We start from the raw sequence: 16,940 nt of genomic DNA, 5'->3' as shown, positions 1-16,940 counted from the left end.
CGGCATGAGCCGCGCCCGCGACAAAGCGGGCCAGATCAGAAAAATCCAGTTAAATCAGCATGATTCAATGGATCCAAGACGCATATCGCGACGCCAAAGGCGCCGCGACGGGCCGGAACCTAGACCGTCAGCTATGCCCGGTCAACAGAAACTGACGAATATTATTAAAGATTTCTTCCCTCGATCTTTCCGAATCTTGCTTTTCGACCACCAAATTTGCATGGACCTGATTTCGGAACCAGGTTATCTGCCGCTTCGCATAACGCCGCGTATCACGCTGCGCGAGACGCACACACTCTTCGCGAGACGTATTTCCTTTAATAAAATCAATAATTTGCGGGACACCCAATGCCTTCATAGCCGGCAAGGAGGGATCGAGATCGAGCGCCATCAGGTCCCGAACCTCCTCCAAAGCCCCCTCCTCCAGCATTTTCTCGAAGCGCAGATCGCACCTGCGATATAGCGCCGCACGATCCGGCTGGATCGTCATTGTGAAGAACTCCATTCCTTCCGGCGGCTGCGCCGGGCGCTGCTGCCAGGCCGAGAGCGGCTGCCCGGTATCCTGCAATACCTCCCAGGCCCGGATCAGGCGCTGGCTGTCTCCGTGGTGCAGGCGGGCAGCAAGAACCGGGTCTCCTTCGGCAAGCATTTTGCGTAGAGCCGCACCCCCGATCCGCGCATGCAGCGCTCGCGCTTCTTCGCGTGTTTGCGGAGAGATATCCGGCATTTCCGAAAGACCGTGCGTCAGAGCGTGGAGATAGAGCCCGGTACCGCCGCAGAGAACAGGAACACGCCCCTCACCGGCCGCCATCGCGATCTCTTCCAGCGCCCGCTCGCGCCAGAGTGCGGCAGAACAGACCTCCGACGCGCTCAGAAAGCCATAGAGCCGATGCGGCGCCCGCGCGAGCTCATCCGTTCCAGGGCGGGCCGACACGATGTCCAGCTCCCGGTAGACCTGCATGGAATCCGCGTTGATCACGGTCCCGCCGAGCGCCTCGGCCAATTCGACGGCAAGCGCCGACTTCCCGCTCGCCGTCGGGCCGCCGACGATTACCGCGCGGACCGGCACCGCTCTGGAAACTTCACTGGACATAAATACGGCGCTTACGCGATAAGCCGGGACCATGCAATATGTGCTTACCCTGACATCCGATCCGACCGCCCCTGCCCTCGGCAGCGCCGTGATCGCCCGCGCGACAGAAACGCTCGAAGCAGCAGGTCTCTCCGTCGAACATACCGACTGGCTGGATCCCGAGACCGCGGTGGACCTGTATTTCTCCGGTCCCGTGCCGGAAGCTCTTGAACGGTCCCTCCACGAAGCCCTCGCCGGGATTGCCGCAGACATCAATCTGCAAGCAGCGGCAGGACGCCGGAAGCGGTTGCTGATCGCGGATATGGACTCGACCGTGATCACCTCTGAGTCCCTCGACGATCTCGCGGCCTATGCCGGGATTGGCGACAAGATCGCCCCGATCACGGCACGCGCGATGCGCGGCGAGATCGATTTCGAGGGCGCGCTGAAGGAACGTGTGGCGATGCTCGCCGGACATCCGGCAAGTCTGCTCGACCGTCTCTTGGCGGAGGTCGAAATCACGCCCGGCGCAAGGGAACTGGTCGCCACCATGCGGCGCGACGGCGCCTATACCGCCCTCGTCTCCGGCGGGTTCACCTCTCTTACCGCTCCGGTGCGCGAGCGCCTCGGTTTCCACACGGACCGTGCCAACACGCTGCACGTGGCCGACGGCGCCTTTACCGGAACGGTCGGCGAGCCGATCCTCGGCCGCGACGCCAAGCTGGTCGCGCTCAACGGATTCTGCGCCGAACTCGGGATCGATGCCGCGGACGCGGTTACGGTCGGCGACGGCGCCAACGACCTTGCAATGCTGCAGGCCGCCGGCACCGGTGTCGCGTTCCGCGGCAAACCGGCCGTGCGCGAAGCGGCCCGTTTCCGGGTCGATCACGGCGATCTCAGTGCCTTGCTGCATCTTCAGGGCTACAAACGATCTGACTTCGCGCTCTGATCGCCCGATAAAACAACGGCGCCGGTCTTTCGACCGGCGCCGCCATGTCACACCCGCAAGGGCTGCCTGGGGGGGCGGGGGAGATTTAGCCCTCGGTAATGCGGAGTGCGACAAACCTCATCTCGCCGCCGCGATTGACGGTCAGCAGTACCGACTTCTTGCCGGCGCTGCGGGCGGCGGAGATGCCTTTCTGCACGCCATCCGGCGAAGATACGGGGTCCTGCTGGACTTCGACGATCACGTCGCCGGCCCGAAGGTCGCGCGCCGCCGGGCCGTCCGGATCGACTTCCGTGATCACGACGCCGGACACATCGGTATCGAGACCGAATTTGCCGCGCATCTCATCGCTGATCGTCGAGAGCTGGAGGCCGAGAGACTCGACCCTGTCCAGCTCCGCCGGTGCGGGCATCGGCCCACCGCTGGTCAGCAGAGCCTGTTTCTCGGCTTCCTCGAGTTCGCCGATATTGGCGGTCACATTGACCTTCTTGCCGCCGCGCCAGATTTCGACCGGCACATCCTTGCCGATCGGGGTCCGGGCAACGATCCTCGGCAGCTCCCGCATGGTATCGACGCTGCGATTGTTGAATTTCAGGATGACGTCACCGGCCTTGATACCGGCCGCCTTGGCCGGGCCCTGATCGTTCACATGGGCCACGAGCGCGCCACGTGCACTGTCCAGCGACAGGCTTTCGGCCACTTCCTCGGTGACTTCCTGGATACGCACGCCGAGCCAGCCGCGACGCGTCCGGCCGAATTCCTGCAACTGGGCAACCACCGGATCAGCCAGCGCGGCGGAGACCGCGAAGCCGATACCGACAGAACCGCCGGATTGCGAGAAGATCACGGTGTTCACGCCGATGACCTCGCCGTCGATATTGAACAGCGGGCCGCCGGAGTTGCCTTTGTTGATCGCGGCATCCGTCTGGATGAAATCGTCATACGGACCCTGGCCGATATCGCGCCCCCGGGCGGAGACGATGCCCGCGGTGACCGTGCCGCCGAGACCGAACGGATTGCCGATCGCAACCACCCAGTCGCCGACGCGCATCTTGTCGGAATCGCCGAACTTCACCACCGGCAGGTCGGTGCCCGCCGGATCGAACTTCAGGAGCGCGATGTCGGTTTTCGGATCGGTGCCGACCAGTTCAGCCTCGAACTCGGTGTCGTCCTGCATGCGGATGACGATCTCGTCCGCATCCTTGATGACGTGGTTGTTGGTCACGACGTAGCCGGACTTATCGACGATGAACCCGGAGCCGAGCGACTGTGCGCGGCGCGAGCGGCGCTCGCCGTCCGGACGCATCCGGTCCTCGAATTCCTTGAAGAATTCCTCGAACGGAGTGCCCGGGGGCAACGTGCGTTCGTTCCCGGAAGCGGTGATCGTCTGCGTCGTCGAAATGTTCACGACCGCGGGCAGCAGCTTCTCGGCCAGATCGGCAAAGCTCTCGGGGGCCGCCCGGGCAATCGCGGGGTTGGCCGGCGCAAATGCCGGCAGAGCCACAGCAATCGCCAGGAACCCGGCCACAAGGCCATTTCTAAGGCCCCGTACGACCGTGACAGAGATCTCTGTGGTGACGCCTTTCATGTTTCCAATGCTCCTTAGCCAAGCTTCTTTGTCCGTATCCGGAACGGGGAGCCCGATCCGTTACCGGCAGGCGCGACGCGCGCTGCAGGAAAGTTCCGGTCGCCCCTCAGAAACACGCCATCAAGGTGGGGACGATCGTGCGGCTTTCAACGCCATCCATTCCATAATGTCAGATATGGAGGGTGGGTGTGGCCGTATTATGGTGATGAATGCTTAATATTGTCCGAAATGGGGCAGTTTCACGCGTCGCTGCACACGCGATTGTGCTCACCCGCCACGGACGAGCCAAGCAAGCGCAAGACCGGCGATCATGGCAATCAATCCGGCACGGCGAAGCGTTCCGGCGTCCATTTCGAGCGCCATGCGCATCATTTGCTGCATACGCTCCGGCATCAGGGCGTAGAAACAGCCCTCGATAAAGAAAACGAGGGCGAGCGCCGTCAGGAATTCCGTCACGGCACCGCCCTCGTTCTTTTTGACCCGGCGATCCGGCCCCCTACTTGGAGGCCGGCGCGCCCTGGATGTCTTTAAAGTACCGGAAGAAATCGCTGTCCGGCGAAAGCACCATCGTGGTGTCGCCCGACTTCATCGCGTTCCGGTACGCCTGCATGGAGCGGTAGAAAGCGAAGAATTCCGGATCCTGACCGAACGCGTCGGCATAGATCCGGATAGCCTCGGCGTCGCCCTGACCGCGAAGGATCTCGGACTGCTTCTTGGCTTCCGCCACGATCACGACGCGCTGCTTGTCGGCATCGGCGCGGATCTTTTGCGCTTCTTCCTGCCCCTGGGCCCGGAATTCCTTGGCCTCGCGCTCACGCTCGGATTTCATCCGGTTGTAGATGTTGAGGCTGGTTTCTTCCGGATAGTCCGCACGCCGGATCCGCACCTCGACCAGTTCCATGCCGAGCGGCCGGGCGCCGTCATTGGCCTGCTGGCGGATGCTCGCCATGATGCCGATCCGCTGATCCGAAAGGATCGCGAGCAGCGTCTCGTTACCGAGCACACGGCGCAGCGCGGAGTTGATGATCGGGCTCAGACGCGAACGGGCACCAAGCTCGTCCCGGACCGTTTGGTAGAACAGCAGCGGATCGACGATCTTGAAGCGCGCGTAGCTGTCAACGTCGAGACGCTTCTGGTCGGAGAGGATGACCTGCTGCTTTGGCGGATCGAGATCAAGCACGCGCTTCTCGTAAAAGACCACGTTCTGCCACGGCAGTTTCACCTTCAGCCCCGGGTCCTGCACGGCGGCGATCGGCGCACCGAACTGCAGGACGATGGCCTGCTGGACCTGGGTCACGACATAGAGCGAGGTGTAGGCGACGATCCCGGCAATCAGGACCAGGACGCCGATGATGGCGAGCCCGCGGTTCATTGCGTGCCTCCCGTCGTCGAACGGTTCTGCTGCATGTTCTTCTGCACCTCTGGAAGCGGCAGGTACGGCACGACGCCACTGCCACCGCCTTCCGTATTGTCGATGATGACCTTGTTCACGTTGCCGAGGACTTCCTCGAGGGTCTCGAGATAGATCCGCTTCTGAGTTACGTCCTTCGCGGCCGCATAGGCGGTATAGACGGACCGGAAACGATCCGCGTCACCGGTTGCGCGATTGATCACCTCCTGGCGATAGGCGTCCGCTTCCTCGATGATCTGCGCCGCCTCGCCTCGGGCCCGCGGCACCACGTCGTTACGGAAGGTTTCCGCTTCGTTCCGGAGACGGTCCTTGTCCTGGCGAGCACGCTGCACCTCGTTAAAGGCATCGATGACCTGCGTGGGCGGATCGACTGCGAGCAGCTGCACCTGACGCACATCGACGCCGGCACCGTATTCGTTCATCAGCGCCTGGAGTTCTTCCTGCACCGTGCTCTCGATGAGCTGCCGGCCTTCGGTCAGCGCGACCTGAATCGGCCGGCGGCCGATGGCATCGCGCATCGCGGACTCGGCCGCCATCTTCACGCTCTCTTCCGGATCCTGCAGGTTGAAAAGGAACTGGCCGGCATCGGCGATCCGCCAGAACACGACGAAATCGATATCGACGATGTTCTCGTCGCCGGTGATCATCTGGCTTTCCTCGGCCACGTCGCGCTGCACGGAGCTTCGGCTGGAGCCGTCACCCGAACTGCGGTAACCGACCTCGATGCGATTTTCGCGCGTCACATCCGGCTTGATGACCGAACCGATCGGCGAGGGATAATTCCAGTGCAAGCCAGGATCGGTCGGAACGCCGGTGTATCGGCCGAACACGAGCTCGATGCCCTGCTGGTTCGGCTGTACGCGGTAGAGCCCCGAAAAGAGCCAGAGCGCGAGCAGCCCGACGACAATCAGGGTAATCCCAGTCGGACCACCGAAACCCCGCGGCAGCATGCGCTTCAGGCGCGCCTGGCCTTGGCGGATGACCTCGTCGATATCCGGCGGCTGCTGGCCGCCTCCACCGCCGAAACCGCCCGGTCCGCGGCCGCCCCAAGGCGACTTCCCGCCACCTCCGCCGCCAGACCCGTTGCCACCGCCGCCGCCCCAAGGGCCGCCGCCGCCACCTTGATTGCTCCAAGGCATATAAGTTTCCCCTCATTTCAAAGCGCGTCGTCGCTCTTAGCAGATGCCCCCCCGGTTGCAAAGGAATAGGGGAAGCGTATATCTGCTTGCGCGCGACATTACGTTGCTTCCGCATATTGGCCAAAAGCCGGAGAAATCAAGCATGGCACGGGTAACAGAAGATCAGGTCCTGGCGGCGTTGAAGGCCGTCGAAGACCCCGACAAGGGGCAGGACATCGTCAGCCTCGGTATGGTCAGCGGTCTTGTCGTGAAGGACGGCAATGTCGGTTTCGCCATCGAGGTCGACCCGCAGCGCGGCCCGCAGCTGGAGCCCCTGCGCCAGGCGGCGGAGAAAGCCGTCGACGGCGTGCCCGGCGTGCTTTCCGTGACCGCGGTGCTGACAGCGCATCGCCCGGGCGGCCAGGGCCAGGCACCGCAACAGGCCGCCCCGCGGCAGGCGCCGCCGGCGGGGCAAGGCCCGCAGGCCCGCCCCGCACAGAACACCCAGAAAGCGCTGGTCCCCGGCATCAAGGCGATCATCGCCGTCGCCTCCGGCAAGGGCGGCGTCGGCAAATCCACCACCGCGATCAATCTCGCCCTCGCCCTCAAAGCGTCCGGCCTCACGGTCGGCCTGCTCGACGCCGATATCTACGGCCCCTCCCTGCCCCGCATGATGGGTATTTCCGGCCGCCCCACCACAGAGGACGGCAAGACGCTGAAGCCGCTGGAGCGCTTCGGCATCAAATGCATGTCAATCGGCTTCCTGGTGCCGGAGGACAGCCCGACCATCTGGCGCGGCCCGATGGTGATGAGCGCTCTCGAGCAGATGCTGCGCGACGTTCTCTGGGGCGAGCTCGACGTGCTCGTCGTCGACATGCCGCCGGGCACCGGCGACGCCCAGCTCACCATGTCGCAGCGCGTACCGCTTGCCGGCGCCGTCATCGTCTCGACGCCGCAGGACATCGCGCTCCTGGATGCCCGCAAGGGCCTCAACATGTTCCGCAAGGTCGACGTGCCGGTGCTCGGCATCATCGAGAACATGAGCTATTTCCTCTGCCCGAGCTGCGGCGAGCGCTCCGATATTTTCGGCCATGGCGGTGCCCGCGACGAGGCCGAGCGGATCGGCGTCGACTTCCTGGGAGAGGTCCCCCTGCACATGGAGATCCGCGAGACCTCCGATGCCGGCTATCCGATCGTCGTTTCCGCCCCCGAGAGCGCGCACTCCGTCGCCTACAAGGCGATTGCGGACAAGGTCTGGGCAAAGATCGGCAGCGGCGACAGCGGCCGCCGGGACGCCCCCAAGATCGTGTTCAGCTAAGGCGCGGCGGTGTGGTGGACTCTGCCCTGTCCCTGCGCCCGGCGACGGCGGAAGATATACCGCGCCTCGCAGAACTGAACCTCGAGCTGCTCGAAGACGAAGGCTACAGGGTGCGCCCCGGCATCGATGCCTTGATCGCCCGGCACAATGCGTGGATGGCAAGCGCCGAATGGTGGCAGGACGTACTCGAGGCGGACGGCGAAACAGTCGGCTACCTCGCCTATCGGCCGGAAACGGAGCCTTTGGATCCGGAGATACCGGAAGTATACCTGCGGCAGTTCTGCATCGCGCGCGACCAGCGCGGTAAAGGCTACGGGCGCGCCGGCTTCAAACTGTTCCTGAACGAGCGCCTGGGTCATGGCACCCGTGTCACTTTGGACGTCATGGAAAGCAATCCCGCGGGGCAGGCTTTCTGGCGGACGGTCGGAACTTCACCCTATTTTCAACGCATGGAAATCGTGACCGGGTGACCGCCGAAGACCTTCGGAAGTTATCTCCCAGCAACCGCGCTCCGGCGCTCCATGATCACCGTATCCCGCCATTGCCCTTCCATCGGGCCGTAGGTCATTTTCGCAATCCGCTCGCGGCGGCCCACGGTGCGGAAACCGCAACTCTCGTGCAGGCCGATGCTTGCCTCGTTCTCGGGGAAGATGCTGGTCTGCAGGGTCCAGAAACCGGCCCGCTCCGACGCCTCGATCAGTTCCCGGAGCAACAGGCGTCCGACGCCCCGTCCCCGCGCATGCGCCGCGATATAGAGGCTGTGCTCCGCAACGCCGGCATAGACCGAGCGTTTCGAGACCGGGGTCAGAGCGATCCAGCCGACAACCTCCTTGCCGGAGAGCGCGACCAGACGGCAGTCGGGCAGATATTTCTCGTCGAACTGGGGCCAGTCTGGAGCGACGGATTCGAAGGTCGCCTGCCCCGTCTCGATACCCGCCTGATAGATCGCAAGAACACGCGGCGCGTCCTCCGCGATCATCGGCCGGATCCCGATCCGATCGGCCGCCATGGTCAGGCGCGCTCCAGCGTTACGAAGCTGTGCGCGGGGCTATCGTCCTCTTCGGAAATGTCTGTCCGTGCGGTCTCGACCCACTCGGCCGGATCGTAATCCGGAAAGCGGGTCTTGCCCTCGACATCGAGATGGATCTCGGTCAGGTGCATGCGCTGCACCTTGTCCATCGCCTGGCGGTAGATCTCGGCTCCGCCGAAGACGACGATCTCGTCCACACCGTCCCTGAGCGCGACACGGCGCGCCAGATCCAGCGCCTCGCCGATATCGTGCACCACCTCGATACCCTCGGCCTTGAACCCCCGGTCGCGGGTGACAACGATGTTGGTGCGACCCGGCAACGGCTTGCCGATCGATTGGAAGGTCTTGCGTCCCATCACCAGCGGCTTGCCCATGGTGATCTTCTTCACCCGCTTCAGGTCGCCCGGCAAATGCCAGGGCATTTTCTCCCCGTCGCCGATCACGCCATTGTCCGAAACGGCGACGACGATCACCGGGACCGGGAACTTCACTACGATGTCACTCATCTGAAATCCTAGACCGCGACCGGCGCGGCGATATGCGGAGCGGCCTCGTAATCGAGCAGCTCGAAATCCTCGAAACGGAAGGCGAAGAGATCGGTGACCGCCGGATTGATGCGCATGGTCGGCAGACGGCCCGGAATGCGTTGCAGCTGTTCGCGCGCCTGCTCGAAGTGATTGCTGTAGAGATGCGCATCGCCGAAGGAGTGCACGAACTCGCCCGGCTTCAGTCCGGTCACCTGCGCCACCATCATGGTGAGCAACGCATAGGAGGCGATATTGAACGGCACGCCGAGGAAGATGTCGGCGCTGCGCTGGTAGAGCTGGCAGGAAAGCTTGCCGTCCGCGACGTAGAACTGAAAGAGGCAATGGCAGGGCGGCAGCGCCATCTTCGGCACGTCCGCCGGGTTCCAGGCGGTGACGATCAGACGGCGGGAATCCGGTCGGTAGCGGATATCGTCCAGCAGGTTCCTGATCTGATCGATCGTGCCGCCGTCGCGGTCCGGCCAGGACCGCCACTGATGGCCGTAAACCGGGCCGAGATCGCCGTTCTCGTCCGCCCATTCGTTCCAGATCCGAACCCCGTTCTCCTGCAGATAGGCGATGTTGGTGTCGCCCGCGAGGAACCAGAGCAGCTCGTGGATGATGGATTTCAGATGGAGCTTCTTGGTCGTCAGAACCGGGAATCCCGCCGATAAGTCGAACCGCATCTGATGGCCGAAGATCGACCGGGTACCGGTCCCGGTGCGGTCGGTCTTGTCGCTGCCCTCCTCGAGGACCTTCGCCATCAGATCGAGATATTGCCGCATGCGGAGACCGCCCAATCGAGTTCAAAACTGCTCCGCATATATTGCGAAGCAGGGCCGGGCCAACGCAAGCGATTGCGGGTAAATGGTTATTGCCGATTGACACTCGCCTGATTCCGTTCGCACTTTTGCGCAGAACCGACTCTGCCGACCCGACCCGGCCGAAAGGGCCACGATGCCGGATAGCCGCGACTCCTTGCTTACCGATTGCAGCCGCCTTATGGCGAACGGTAAATGGAACGAGGCCCGGTCCCGGCTTGAGCAGGCCTTCGCCGCGGCCCCCACGGACATTCTGATCGCCTTTTCCCTGGCCACCGCCTACCGGCTTTCCGGCGCGGCGGAAAAGGCAGCCACACTCTTCGAACAGCTGCATAACGCGGCTCCAGAATGGCCGGAATGCGCTGTCGGTCTGGCACAAAGCAGGGCAGATCTCGGACATCCGGATGGCGCCGTAGCGTTCCTCCGACGGTTTGCCATGCGCCAGCCGGATGCAGCTCAAATATATGCCGCGATCGGCGATATCTGCCTGAAATCGGGCCGGTACGAGGAGGCGCCGAAGGGCTTTTCCCGGGCCGTCACGCTCGCGCCGAGCGCCGAGAATCACGGAAACCTCGCGGAAGCCTTGAGCCTTCACCGCGCCTTCGACGCCGCGGAACCGCACTATGAGCGGGCGCTCCGGTTGGCGCCGGACTCGCCGAACCTGCGCCTGAATTATGCAATCCATCTGCTGAGTCAGGGGAAAGTCCACGAAGGGTGGCAGGCATTCGAAGCCAGGCTCGACCCGCGTCTCCCGGACGCGCCCTTGCGAGCGCTCTCCCTGCCCAGATGGAACGGCGAACAATTTGCGGACCGGCACCTGTTGGTGGTCAGCGAACAGGGGCTGGGGGATGAAATCCGCCTCGCCGCTCTGCTTCCGGAGGTCGCGGAACGCGTCGGCCGGCTGACAGTGGAGTGCGATCCGCGCCTGATTCCCCTCTTCCGACGGTCCTTTCCCGGGCTCGACATTCACGCCTTCTCTCGGGTGAAACGGGGCGGGCATGGACATTATTCCTACGGCTGGCTGCCGGAGCGGGACGGGCCGGACTGCTATATCGAGCTCGGCAGCCTCGCCCACATTCTGGACCGCCCCCTCGCTCCGCCTCGAAATCGGAACAGTTATCTGAAACCGGACCCGGAGCGCGCTAGGGCCCTGGCAGCACGCTTGCGCGACACGTCCGATGGCTGCCCGTTGGTCGGAATTTCCTGGGCGAGCGGCGCGCGTCACTTCGGGCGCGGCACCAACTACCCGCCGTTGCGTGCCTGGAACAACCTTCTGAATCTGCCGGACGTCCGCTTCGTCTCGTTGCAATATGGCGAAGCCGGAGATGATCTCCGCTCTCTGTCCGAATTGGCTGGCCGCCAGATCCTGCGATTTCCCGATCTCGACCTCAGAAACGATCTCGAAACTCTCGCGGCTCTGGCCTCATCTCTCGACCTGGTGCTCTCGGTCGGGAACGCTACAGCGGCGCTTTCCGGAGCTGTCGGCACGCCGACCGTGGAAATACTCTCCACACCCGGCTGGGTACCGCTGATCGGCGGGCAGGATTATTTCCTCGCGGCGAACCATCGCTGCATTCAATCGACGCTCGGAGACTGGGACGGACCGGTGGCCGAGGCGCGGGAGCTTGCACGTACGCGCCTCGCACAACCCTGAATCGCGTGAGACGGCACCAATTCTCCTCTTTTTCCCAAGGCCACTAGCGCCTATATTCAGCCTGTCGGGCAACCGACTATGGCGATAAACGGCCTGTGAAATAAGCATTGCGGACCCGGGGGCGGTACCCGGCGCCTCCACCAAAGATTCCCGGCCTCGTGGCTGGCTCCTTGGGGGCGAAATAGGATCGACGCGTGTGGTAAAGACAGTTCTTTCGCTCGGCATGGTTCCGCCGTTATCGGGCCATTATAGTAGTTGCAAACGACAACTATGCGGAAGCTCGCCTCGCTGCGTAAGCAGTCAGGTGCTTCAATTAAGTCCTAAGGGTTCGCACTTTTAGGCGGGGTTTGGGGCGCACCTGGCAACAGAAGCGTCCCGCTTAGAACGAGAGAGTGCTGAACGACGCGTACCCGGGGGAAATTTTGGAAGAGCCTTTCCAATACGACATGATGGTGGACGAGGCGCTGCGCGGAGTGGTCCGGCGCGCGCTCCGACAGGTCGCCCAGCACGGCCTCCCCGGCAACCACCACTTCTACATCACCTTCAAGACCAGGGGCGACGGCGTTTCGATTCCGCCCTATCTGCTTGAAAAATACGTGGACGAGATGACCATCGTGCTCCAGTTCCAGTTTTGGGACCTGGAAATCGAGGAAGAATTCTTCAGCGTCTCGCTGAGCTTCAACGATGTGCGCGAGCGACTCGTCATTCCGTTTGCCGCGATCACCGGCTTCGCCGATCCGTCCGTGAAGTTCGGGCTGCAGTTCCAGACCCTCGACGAGAGCGAGGTCGAGGATCTCGACCTGCCCGAGATGGCCGACGACGAGGCCGCGGAAGAAATGCCCGAGGACGAGAGCGACAGCCAGGCCATGGGCCAGGTCGTCTCGCTCGATAATTTCCGCAAGAAGAAGTAAGGTCCGGCGCGTTCGCGCCGAAACGGCCGACATAAACCGGACGCGGTCAACGCGCCCGAACACCGGAGATATGCTGGAGAGAGGTTCCGATGAGCCAGATGAATTTCACCGAGATGTTCCCGCTCGCGGAAGACACGACCGAATACCGCAAGCTGAGCGGCGATTTTGTCGGCGTAGAGAAGTTCCGCGGTCAGGACATGCTGACCATCGAGCCGGAAGCCTTTACGCTGCTGACCGAACAGGCGTTCCGGGACATCTCACACCTCCTCCGCCCGGCGCATCTCCAGCAGCTGCGCAATATCCTTGAGGACAGCGAAGCGACGAACAACGACAAGTTCGTCGCCTATGAGCTGTTGAAAAACGCAAGCATCTCCGCCGGCGGCGTGCTGCCGATGTGCCAGGACACCGGCACCGCCATCGTGATGGGCAAAAAAGGCCAGAACGTCTTCACAGGCTACATGGAAGAAGAGGCCATCGCGAAAGGCGTCTACAACATCTACACCAAGCACAATCTGCGCTACAGCCAGATGGCGCCGCTCGACATGTTCACCGAGAAGAACACGGCGAACAACCTGCCGGCGCAGATCGAGCTCTATGCGACGCCGGGCGACGCCTACAAGTTCATGTTCTGCCAGAAGGGTGGCGGTTCGGCGAACAAGTCCTTCCTCTATCAGGAGACCAAGGCGATCCTCAATCCGGACGCCTTGATGAAGTTCCTGGACACCAAGATCCGGACACTCGGTACCGCGGCCTGCCCGCCCTACCATCTCGCCATCGTCATCGGCGGCACCTCGGCCGAATTCAACTTGAAGACGGTGAAGCTGGCCTCGACCAAGTATCTCGACGGCCTGCCGACCGGCGGCAGCGAGTCCGGCCACGCCTTCCGTGATGTAGAGATGGAGCAGAGGGTGCTGAAGATGACCCAGGAGATGGGCATCGGCGCGCAATTCGGCGGCAAGTATTATTGCCACGACGTCCGCGTCATCCGCCTGCCCCGCCACGGCGCCTCGCTGCCGGTCGGGATCGGCGTCTCCTGCTCCGCCGACCGCCAGTGCTTCGCCAAGATCACCAAGGACGGCATCTTCGTCGAACGGCTCGAGACCGATCCGGCGAAATACATGCCCGATATCGATCCGAGCGAGTTCGAGGGCGACGTGGTGAAAATCGACCTCAACAAGCCGATGGAAGAGATCCGCAACACCCTCAGCCAGTATCCGATCAAAACCCCGGTCTCGCTGAGCGGCCCGATCATCGTCGCCCGCGACATCGCGCATGCGAAGCTGAAGGAGCGGCTGGACAGCGGCCAGGGTCTCCCGGACTACATCAAGAACCACCCGGTCTACTATGCGGGCCCGGCCAAGACCCCGGAACGCTACGCCTCGGGCTCCTTCGGTCCGACCACGGCCGGCCGCATGGATTCTTATGTCGACCCCTTCATGGAAGCGGGCGGCAGTTTCGTGATGCTCGCCAAGGGCAACCGCTCCCCGCAGGTCAAGGAAGCCTGCAAGAAGTATGGCGGGTTCTATCTCGGCTCCGTCGGCGGCGCCGCCGCCAAGCTGGCCCTCGACAGCATCAAGAAGGTCGAGGTTCAGGAATATCCGGAACTCGGCATGGAAGCGGTTTGGCGTATCGAGGTCGAGGATTTCCCGGCCTTCATCGTCACCGACGACAAGGGTAACGACTTCTTCTCGAATATCTGACGTCCCGCAGTGACGGAAATCGCTTTCCTATCGAACGGTCCCGAGGACGCGCCGGCGACGCTGATCCTGGCGCACGGGGCCGGGGCGGCGATGGACACGCCTTTTATGAACAGCGTTGCCGACGGCATCGCCGAGGCCGGTTTCCGGGTGCTGCGCTTCGAATTCCCCTATATGGCGGCTCGCAGGTCCGGCGGAAAAAAACGACCGCCGGACCGCCAGCCGGTGCTGCTGGAATGCTGGAAGAGCGCGATCAAGGAAGCCTCCGGCAACGGACCGCTCTTCATCGGCGGCAAGTCCATGGGCGGCCGGATGGCGACGCTTGTTGCCGAAGAAACGGGGGTCAGCGGTGTTATATGCTTCGGCTACCCGTTCCACCCGCCCGGCAAACCCGATAATCTGCGCACTGCGCACCTTGAGAGCATGACCTGCCCGACACTGATCATCCAGGGTGAGCGCGATCCGTTCGGAACGCGCGAGGAGACCGAGGGCTACAGACTTTCCAGGCTGATCCGCCTCCAATGGGCCGTCGACGGGAACCACGACCTCGCGCCACGGAAAGCGTCCGGCCATACGAGCGCGTCAAATCTTTCCGGCGCGGTAAGCGCAGCAGTCGCGTTTTTGAGAGATATGGGCGGAAAAGGCTCCGCTTAATGCGTCGCGGAAGGGCGTCCGACCGCCTTGTTGATCAGTTCGGTCGGAGACGGAATGCTCTTTTCAAGAACCGGAAGCTGCAGCTCGCCTGAATTCGTACGGTAGAAAATATAAGCGCTCGCAGCCCATCCACCGGCGACCAGCGGACCTACGATCAGGCCGACGAAGCAAAGCGTCGCAACCATGCGACCAACCGAGCGCAGCAGCGCTTCGGAAAAGCTTTCTTCGGTCTGTTCCCAAACGGCCAATTTCTAACCCCACCGAACTTTTCCCGGCTTACCGCAAGGTCTGCCGAGAACTCCGTCTTTTAACCAAGACTAGTCGACAATATCAGAAAGGAATCGGGTTCTCAATGCTATGTCGCAACAAAATCTCGCAACCCTCACAAATCACTGGATTTTCTCAATCCAGAAATTCGGCATCGCGGATCAAATGCGCAAAGCCATGAGGCCCCAAGACTTTCATAATTGAAGGTTCTTGCAGAAATTAATTAAAAAAAGATAACCGAAACCCTGCCTATTCTATGGGAAGCACAAGCAAGACCATGAAGCCTTCAGGTAACCTCTATAAGGGCTAAATGTGCGCTGGAAGCTCTCAATCCGTCTCGAAATTCATGTTAAGTTATGCTGCATTGAGGTCCGGGAATCTCCGAAATGTCCTTCCTCCGAACTCAATTGGACGGCATTTGATTGAAATCAATAGAAATTCCACGACGAAACTGCATGACGATCTGAATGCAAAACCTTACAATCCGGCTCCGAAATGCTATATATACGCTTTAAGTTTCAGAGTTCGAACGGCCCGGACCGCTAAGCGGCACCACCGAATAAGGACGTGAGGCAATGGCCATCAACAATTCCGTAAACACCAATGTCGGTGCGTTTACTGCGTTGCGGAACCTGAATTCCGCGCAATCCTCTCAGGATCGGACACAAAACCGCATTTCAACCGGACAGCGCGTGTCCGGTGCGCTGGATCAGGCTGCGATCTTCGCGATCGCGCAAAGCATCCGCGGCGAACTGGGCGCCAATGCGGCCGTGCAGCAGGGCCTGAACCAGACCGCGGGTGTGGTCAATGTCGCGACTGCGGGCGCTACCGGGGTCTCCAACCTGACGCAGGATATCCAGGGCAAGCTCGTGGAGCTGTCAAATCCGGCTTTGACCAGCGAGCAGCAAGGCATCATTCAGAACGACCTGACCGCGTTGCTCGAACAGGCCCAAGGCTTCGTCGACAATGCGAGCTTTAACGGCACCAACCTGTTGCAATCCGGCTCAGGCGATCTCAACACGCTGCAGAACCTGGAAGGCGACAGCCTGACGGTTTCAGGTCAGGGTTCTGTCGGCGATGCGCTGGCAAATCTCTCCGCCGCCGATTTCAGCGACCCGGCCGCCGTTCTGTCCAACGAGTTCGCGGCCTTCCAGACCGCCCTCAATGACTCGCTCGGCGAGCTCGGGGCAAGCTCCCGCCGCATCGTGGCGCAGAACGACCAACTCCAGGGCATTTCCGATGCAACTGAAGAAGGCCTCGGCAATCTGGTGGACGCCAATCTCGGACGCGAAGCGGCCCGTCTCGCCTCAGACCAGGCGCGCAGCCAACTGAGCCAGCTTTCGCTCGGCATCGCGAACCGCAGCCCGGAAGTCGTGCTCGGCCTGTTCCGCTCCTAAGAACGGCGCCGCCGAAATCATTCGATAGCAAAAACCCCGCTGGGAAATTCAGCGGGGTTTATTGCATTCAAGGCCTGCTGCAGAGCTGACAGCTCAGCGTACCACCAGCACAGAGCAATCTGCATGGCGGACCACCCGGGCGGCGTTCGGCCCGAGCAAGTAGTCCTTCAGCTCCGGCCGGTGCGAGGCGATAACGATCAGATCGGCCGAGATGTCTTTCGCCGTCTCCAGAACCATCTCGTAGACCGTTCCCTGGCGCACGATATGCTGCACCGGCTGGTCCGACGGCACGTTGGCCGAAACGAGGTCGTGAAGCCGTTTGTTGGCTTCCGCCATCACCTTCTCTACGTGGTCTTTCGGAAAATATTGCCCGACAAGGCTCATTCCGAAATCCGGCAGAACGGTCATCACGGAAAGGGACGCGCCGTGGGTCTTGGCATTGGAAACCGCGAGCGGAAGAGCCTTGTTCCACGAATTCTCGTCGTCCAAGTCCACCGTCAAAAGGATATGTTCAAACATCGGGTCGGCTCCT

General features: G+C 62.2%; 18 protein-coding genes and 1 other RNA gene. 9 read left to right on the top strand and 10 right to left on the bottom strand.

Translation table 11 applies throughout. The features are described 5' to 3' along the window. Window positions 1–127 precede the first annotated feature (127 nt). On the bottom strand, window positions 128–1,093 hold the full coding sequence (gene miaA, locus NUH88_RS19040; protein WP_257768170.1) for a tRNA (adenosine(37)-N6)-dimethylallyltransferase MiaA: 966 nt from the start codon (window positions 1,091–1,093) through the stop codon (window positions 128–130). Between the two features lie 31 nt (window positions 1,094–1,124). On the opposite strand from miaA, the gene serB reads away from it, so the two are divergent. Beyond that, window positions 1,125–2,021, top strand: a complete 897-nt coding sequence (gene serB, locus NUH88_RS19035; RefSeq protein WP_257768168.1) for a phosphoserine phosphatase SerB — start codon at window positions 1,125–1,127, stop codon at window positions 2,019–2,021. An 85-nt stretch (window positions 2,022–2,106) separates the two neighbouring features. Here the strand turns inward: serB and NUH88_RS19030 are convergent, their stop codons facing one another. The 4 genes from NUH88_RS19030 to hflK all read right to left on the bottom strand — a co-directional run bounded on the left by NUH88_RS19030 (window position 2,107) and on the right by hflK (window position 6,156). After that, on the bottom strand, window positions 2,107–3,606 hold the full coding sequence (locus NUH88_RS19030) for a DegQ family serine endoprotease (RefSeq protein ID WP_257768166.1): 1,500 nt from the start codon (window positions 3,604–3,606) through the stop codon (window positions 2,107–2,109). Between the two features lie 267 nt (window positions 3,607–3,873). After that, entirely contained in the window at window positions 3,874–4,062 is a 189-nt protein-coding gene (locus NUH88_RS19025) for a DUF2065 domain-containing protein (RefSeq protein WP_257768164.1), read from the bottom strand. A gap of 40 nt (window positions 4,063–4,102) precedes the next feature. Beyond that, entirely contained in the window at window positions 4,103–4,978 is an 876-nt protein-coding gene (gene hflC, locus NUH88_RS19020; RefSeq protein WP_257768162.1) for a protease modulator HflC, read from the bottom strand. Further along, window positions 4,975–6,156: an FtsH protease activity modulator HflK gene (hflK, locus tag NUH88_RS19015; protein ID WP_257768160.1), complete on the bottom strand. Its 1,182-nt coding sequence runs from the start codon at window positions 6,154–6,156 to the stop codon at window positions 4,975–4,977. The genes hflC and hflK overlap by 4 nt, the downstream gene beginning before the upstream one ends. Window positions 6,157–6,298: 142 nt before the next feature. On the opposite strand from hflK, the gene apbC reads away from it, so the two are divergent. Together apbC and NUH88_RS19005 are read left to right on the top strand one after the other, a co-directional pair. Beyond that, a complete protein-coding gene (gene apbC, locus NUH88_RS19010; RefSeq protein ID WP_257768158.1) occupies window positions 6,299–7,453 on the top strand; it encodes an iron-sulfur cluster carrier protein ApbC in 1,155 nt (384 codons plus the stop codon). A gap of 14 nt (window positions 7,454–7,467) precedes the next feature. Continuing rightward, window positions 7,468–7,923 carry a GNAT family N-acetyltransferase gene (locus NUH88_RS19005; RefSeq protein WP_257768156.1) on the top strand — a complete coding sequence of 152 codons (456 nt, stop codon included), beginning with the start codon at window positions 7,468–7,470 and terminating at the stop codon, window positions 7,921–7,923. Window positions 7,924–7,943: 20 nt separating this feature from the next. On the opposite strand, the gene NUH88_RS19000 is transcribed toward NUH88_RS19005, so the two are convergent. From NUH88_RS19000 to NUH88_RS18990, 3 genes are read right to left on the bottom strand one after another with little or no spacing between them, the layout of a single operon-like run. Further along, a complete protein-coding gene (locus tag NUH88_RS19000) occupies window positions 7,944–8,462 on the bottom strand; it encodes a GNAT family N-acetyltransferase (protein WP_257768154.1) in 519 nt (172 codons plus the stop codon). Between the two features lie 2 nt (window positions 8,463–8,464). Next, entirely contained in the window at window positions 8,465–8,989 is a 525-nt protein-coding gene (locus NUH88_RS18995; RefSeq protein ID WP_257768152.1) for a dihydrofolate reductase, read from the bottom strand. Window positions 8,990–8,997: 8 nt separating this feature from the next. Then, entirely contained in the window at window positions 8,998–9,792 is a 795-nt protein-coding gene (locus tag NUH88_RS18990) for a thymidylate synthase (protein WP_257768151.1), read from the bottom strand. A gap of 217 nt (window positions 9,793–10,009) precedes the next feature. Here NUH88_RS18990 and NUH88_RS18985 point away from each other — a divergent pair, with 217 nt between their 5' ends. The 5 genes from NUH88_RS18985 (at window position 10,010) to NUH88_RS18965 (ending at window position 14,744) form a co-directional block, all read left to right on the top strand. After that, the gene (locus NUH88_RS18985) at window positions 10,010–11,482 is read left to right on the top strand and encodes a tetratricopeptide repeat protein (protein WP_257768150.1); all 1,473 of its coding nucleotides are present in this window, start codon (window positions 10,010–10,012) and stop codon (window positions 11,480–11,482) included. Window positions 11,483–11,506: 24 nt separating this feature from the next. Next, window positions 11,507–11,862, top strand: a transfer-messenger RNA (tmRNA) gene (gene ssrA / locus NUH88_RS18980). A 42-nt stretch (window positions 11,863–11,904) separates the two neighbouring features. Then, the gene (locus NUH88_RS18975; protein ID WP_308220073.1) at window positions 11,905–12,393 is read left to right on the top strand and encodes an SspB family protein; all 489 of its coding nucleotides are present in this window, start codon (window positions 11,905–11,907) and stop codon (window positions 12,391–12,393) included. 89 nt (window positions 12,394–12,482) lie between these two features. Further along, complete coding sequence (locus tag NUH88_RS18970) at window positions 12,483–14,093, top strand: fumarate hydratase (RefSeq protein WP_257768149.1); 1,611 nt, start codon at window positions 12,483–12,485, stop codon at window positions 14,091–14,093. Window positions 14,094–14,102: 9 nt separating this feature from the next. Next, window positions 14,103–14,744, top strand: coding sequence for an alpha/beta fold hydrolase (locus NUH88_RS18965; RefSeq protein WP_257768148.1), 642 nt, complete (start codon window positions 14,103–14,105; stop codon window positions 14,742–14,744). Here NUH88_RS18965 and NUH88_RS18960 read toward each other — a convergent pair. Next, window positions 14,741–14,992 (bottom strand): hypothetical protein, encoded by a 252-nt coding sequence (locus NUH88_RS18960; protein ID WP_257768146.1) that lies wholly within the window; start codon window positions 14,990–14,992, stop codon window positions 14,741–14,743. The two genes, NUH88_RS18965 and NUH88_RS18960, sit on opposite strands and share 4 nt — an antisense overlap. A 594-nt stretch (window positions 14,993–15,586) precedes the next feature. On the opposite strand from NUH88_RS18960, the gene NUH88_RS18955 reads away from it, so the two are divergent. Next, window positions 15,587–16,408, top strand: coding sequence for a flagellin (locus NUH88_RS18955; RefSeq protein ID WP_257768144.1), 822 nt, complete (start codon window positions 15,587–15,589; stop codon window positions 16,406–16,408). Window positions 16,409–16,501: 93 nt separating this feature from the next. Here the strand turns inward: NUH88_RS18955 and NUH88_RS18950 are convergent, their stop codons facing one another. Continuing rightward, window positions 16,502–16,927 carry a universal stress protein gene (locus tag NUH88_RS18950; RefSeq protein WP_257768142.1) on the bottom strand — a complete coding sequence of 142 codons (426 nt, stop codon included), beginning with the start codon at window positions 16,925–16,927 and terminating at the stop codon, window positions 16,502–16,504. Window positions 16,928–16,940 lie beyond the last annotated feature (13 nt).

This window comes from Nisaea acidiphila, assembly GCF_024662015.1.
GTDB lineage: Bacteria > Pseudomonadota > Alphaproteobacteria > Thalassobaculales > Thalassobaculaceae > Nisaea > Nisaea acidiphila.
The sequence above is the reverse complement of the archived record's forward strand: the minus strand, read 5'-3'. Positions and strand labels throughout refer to the sequence as shown.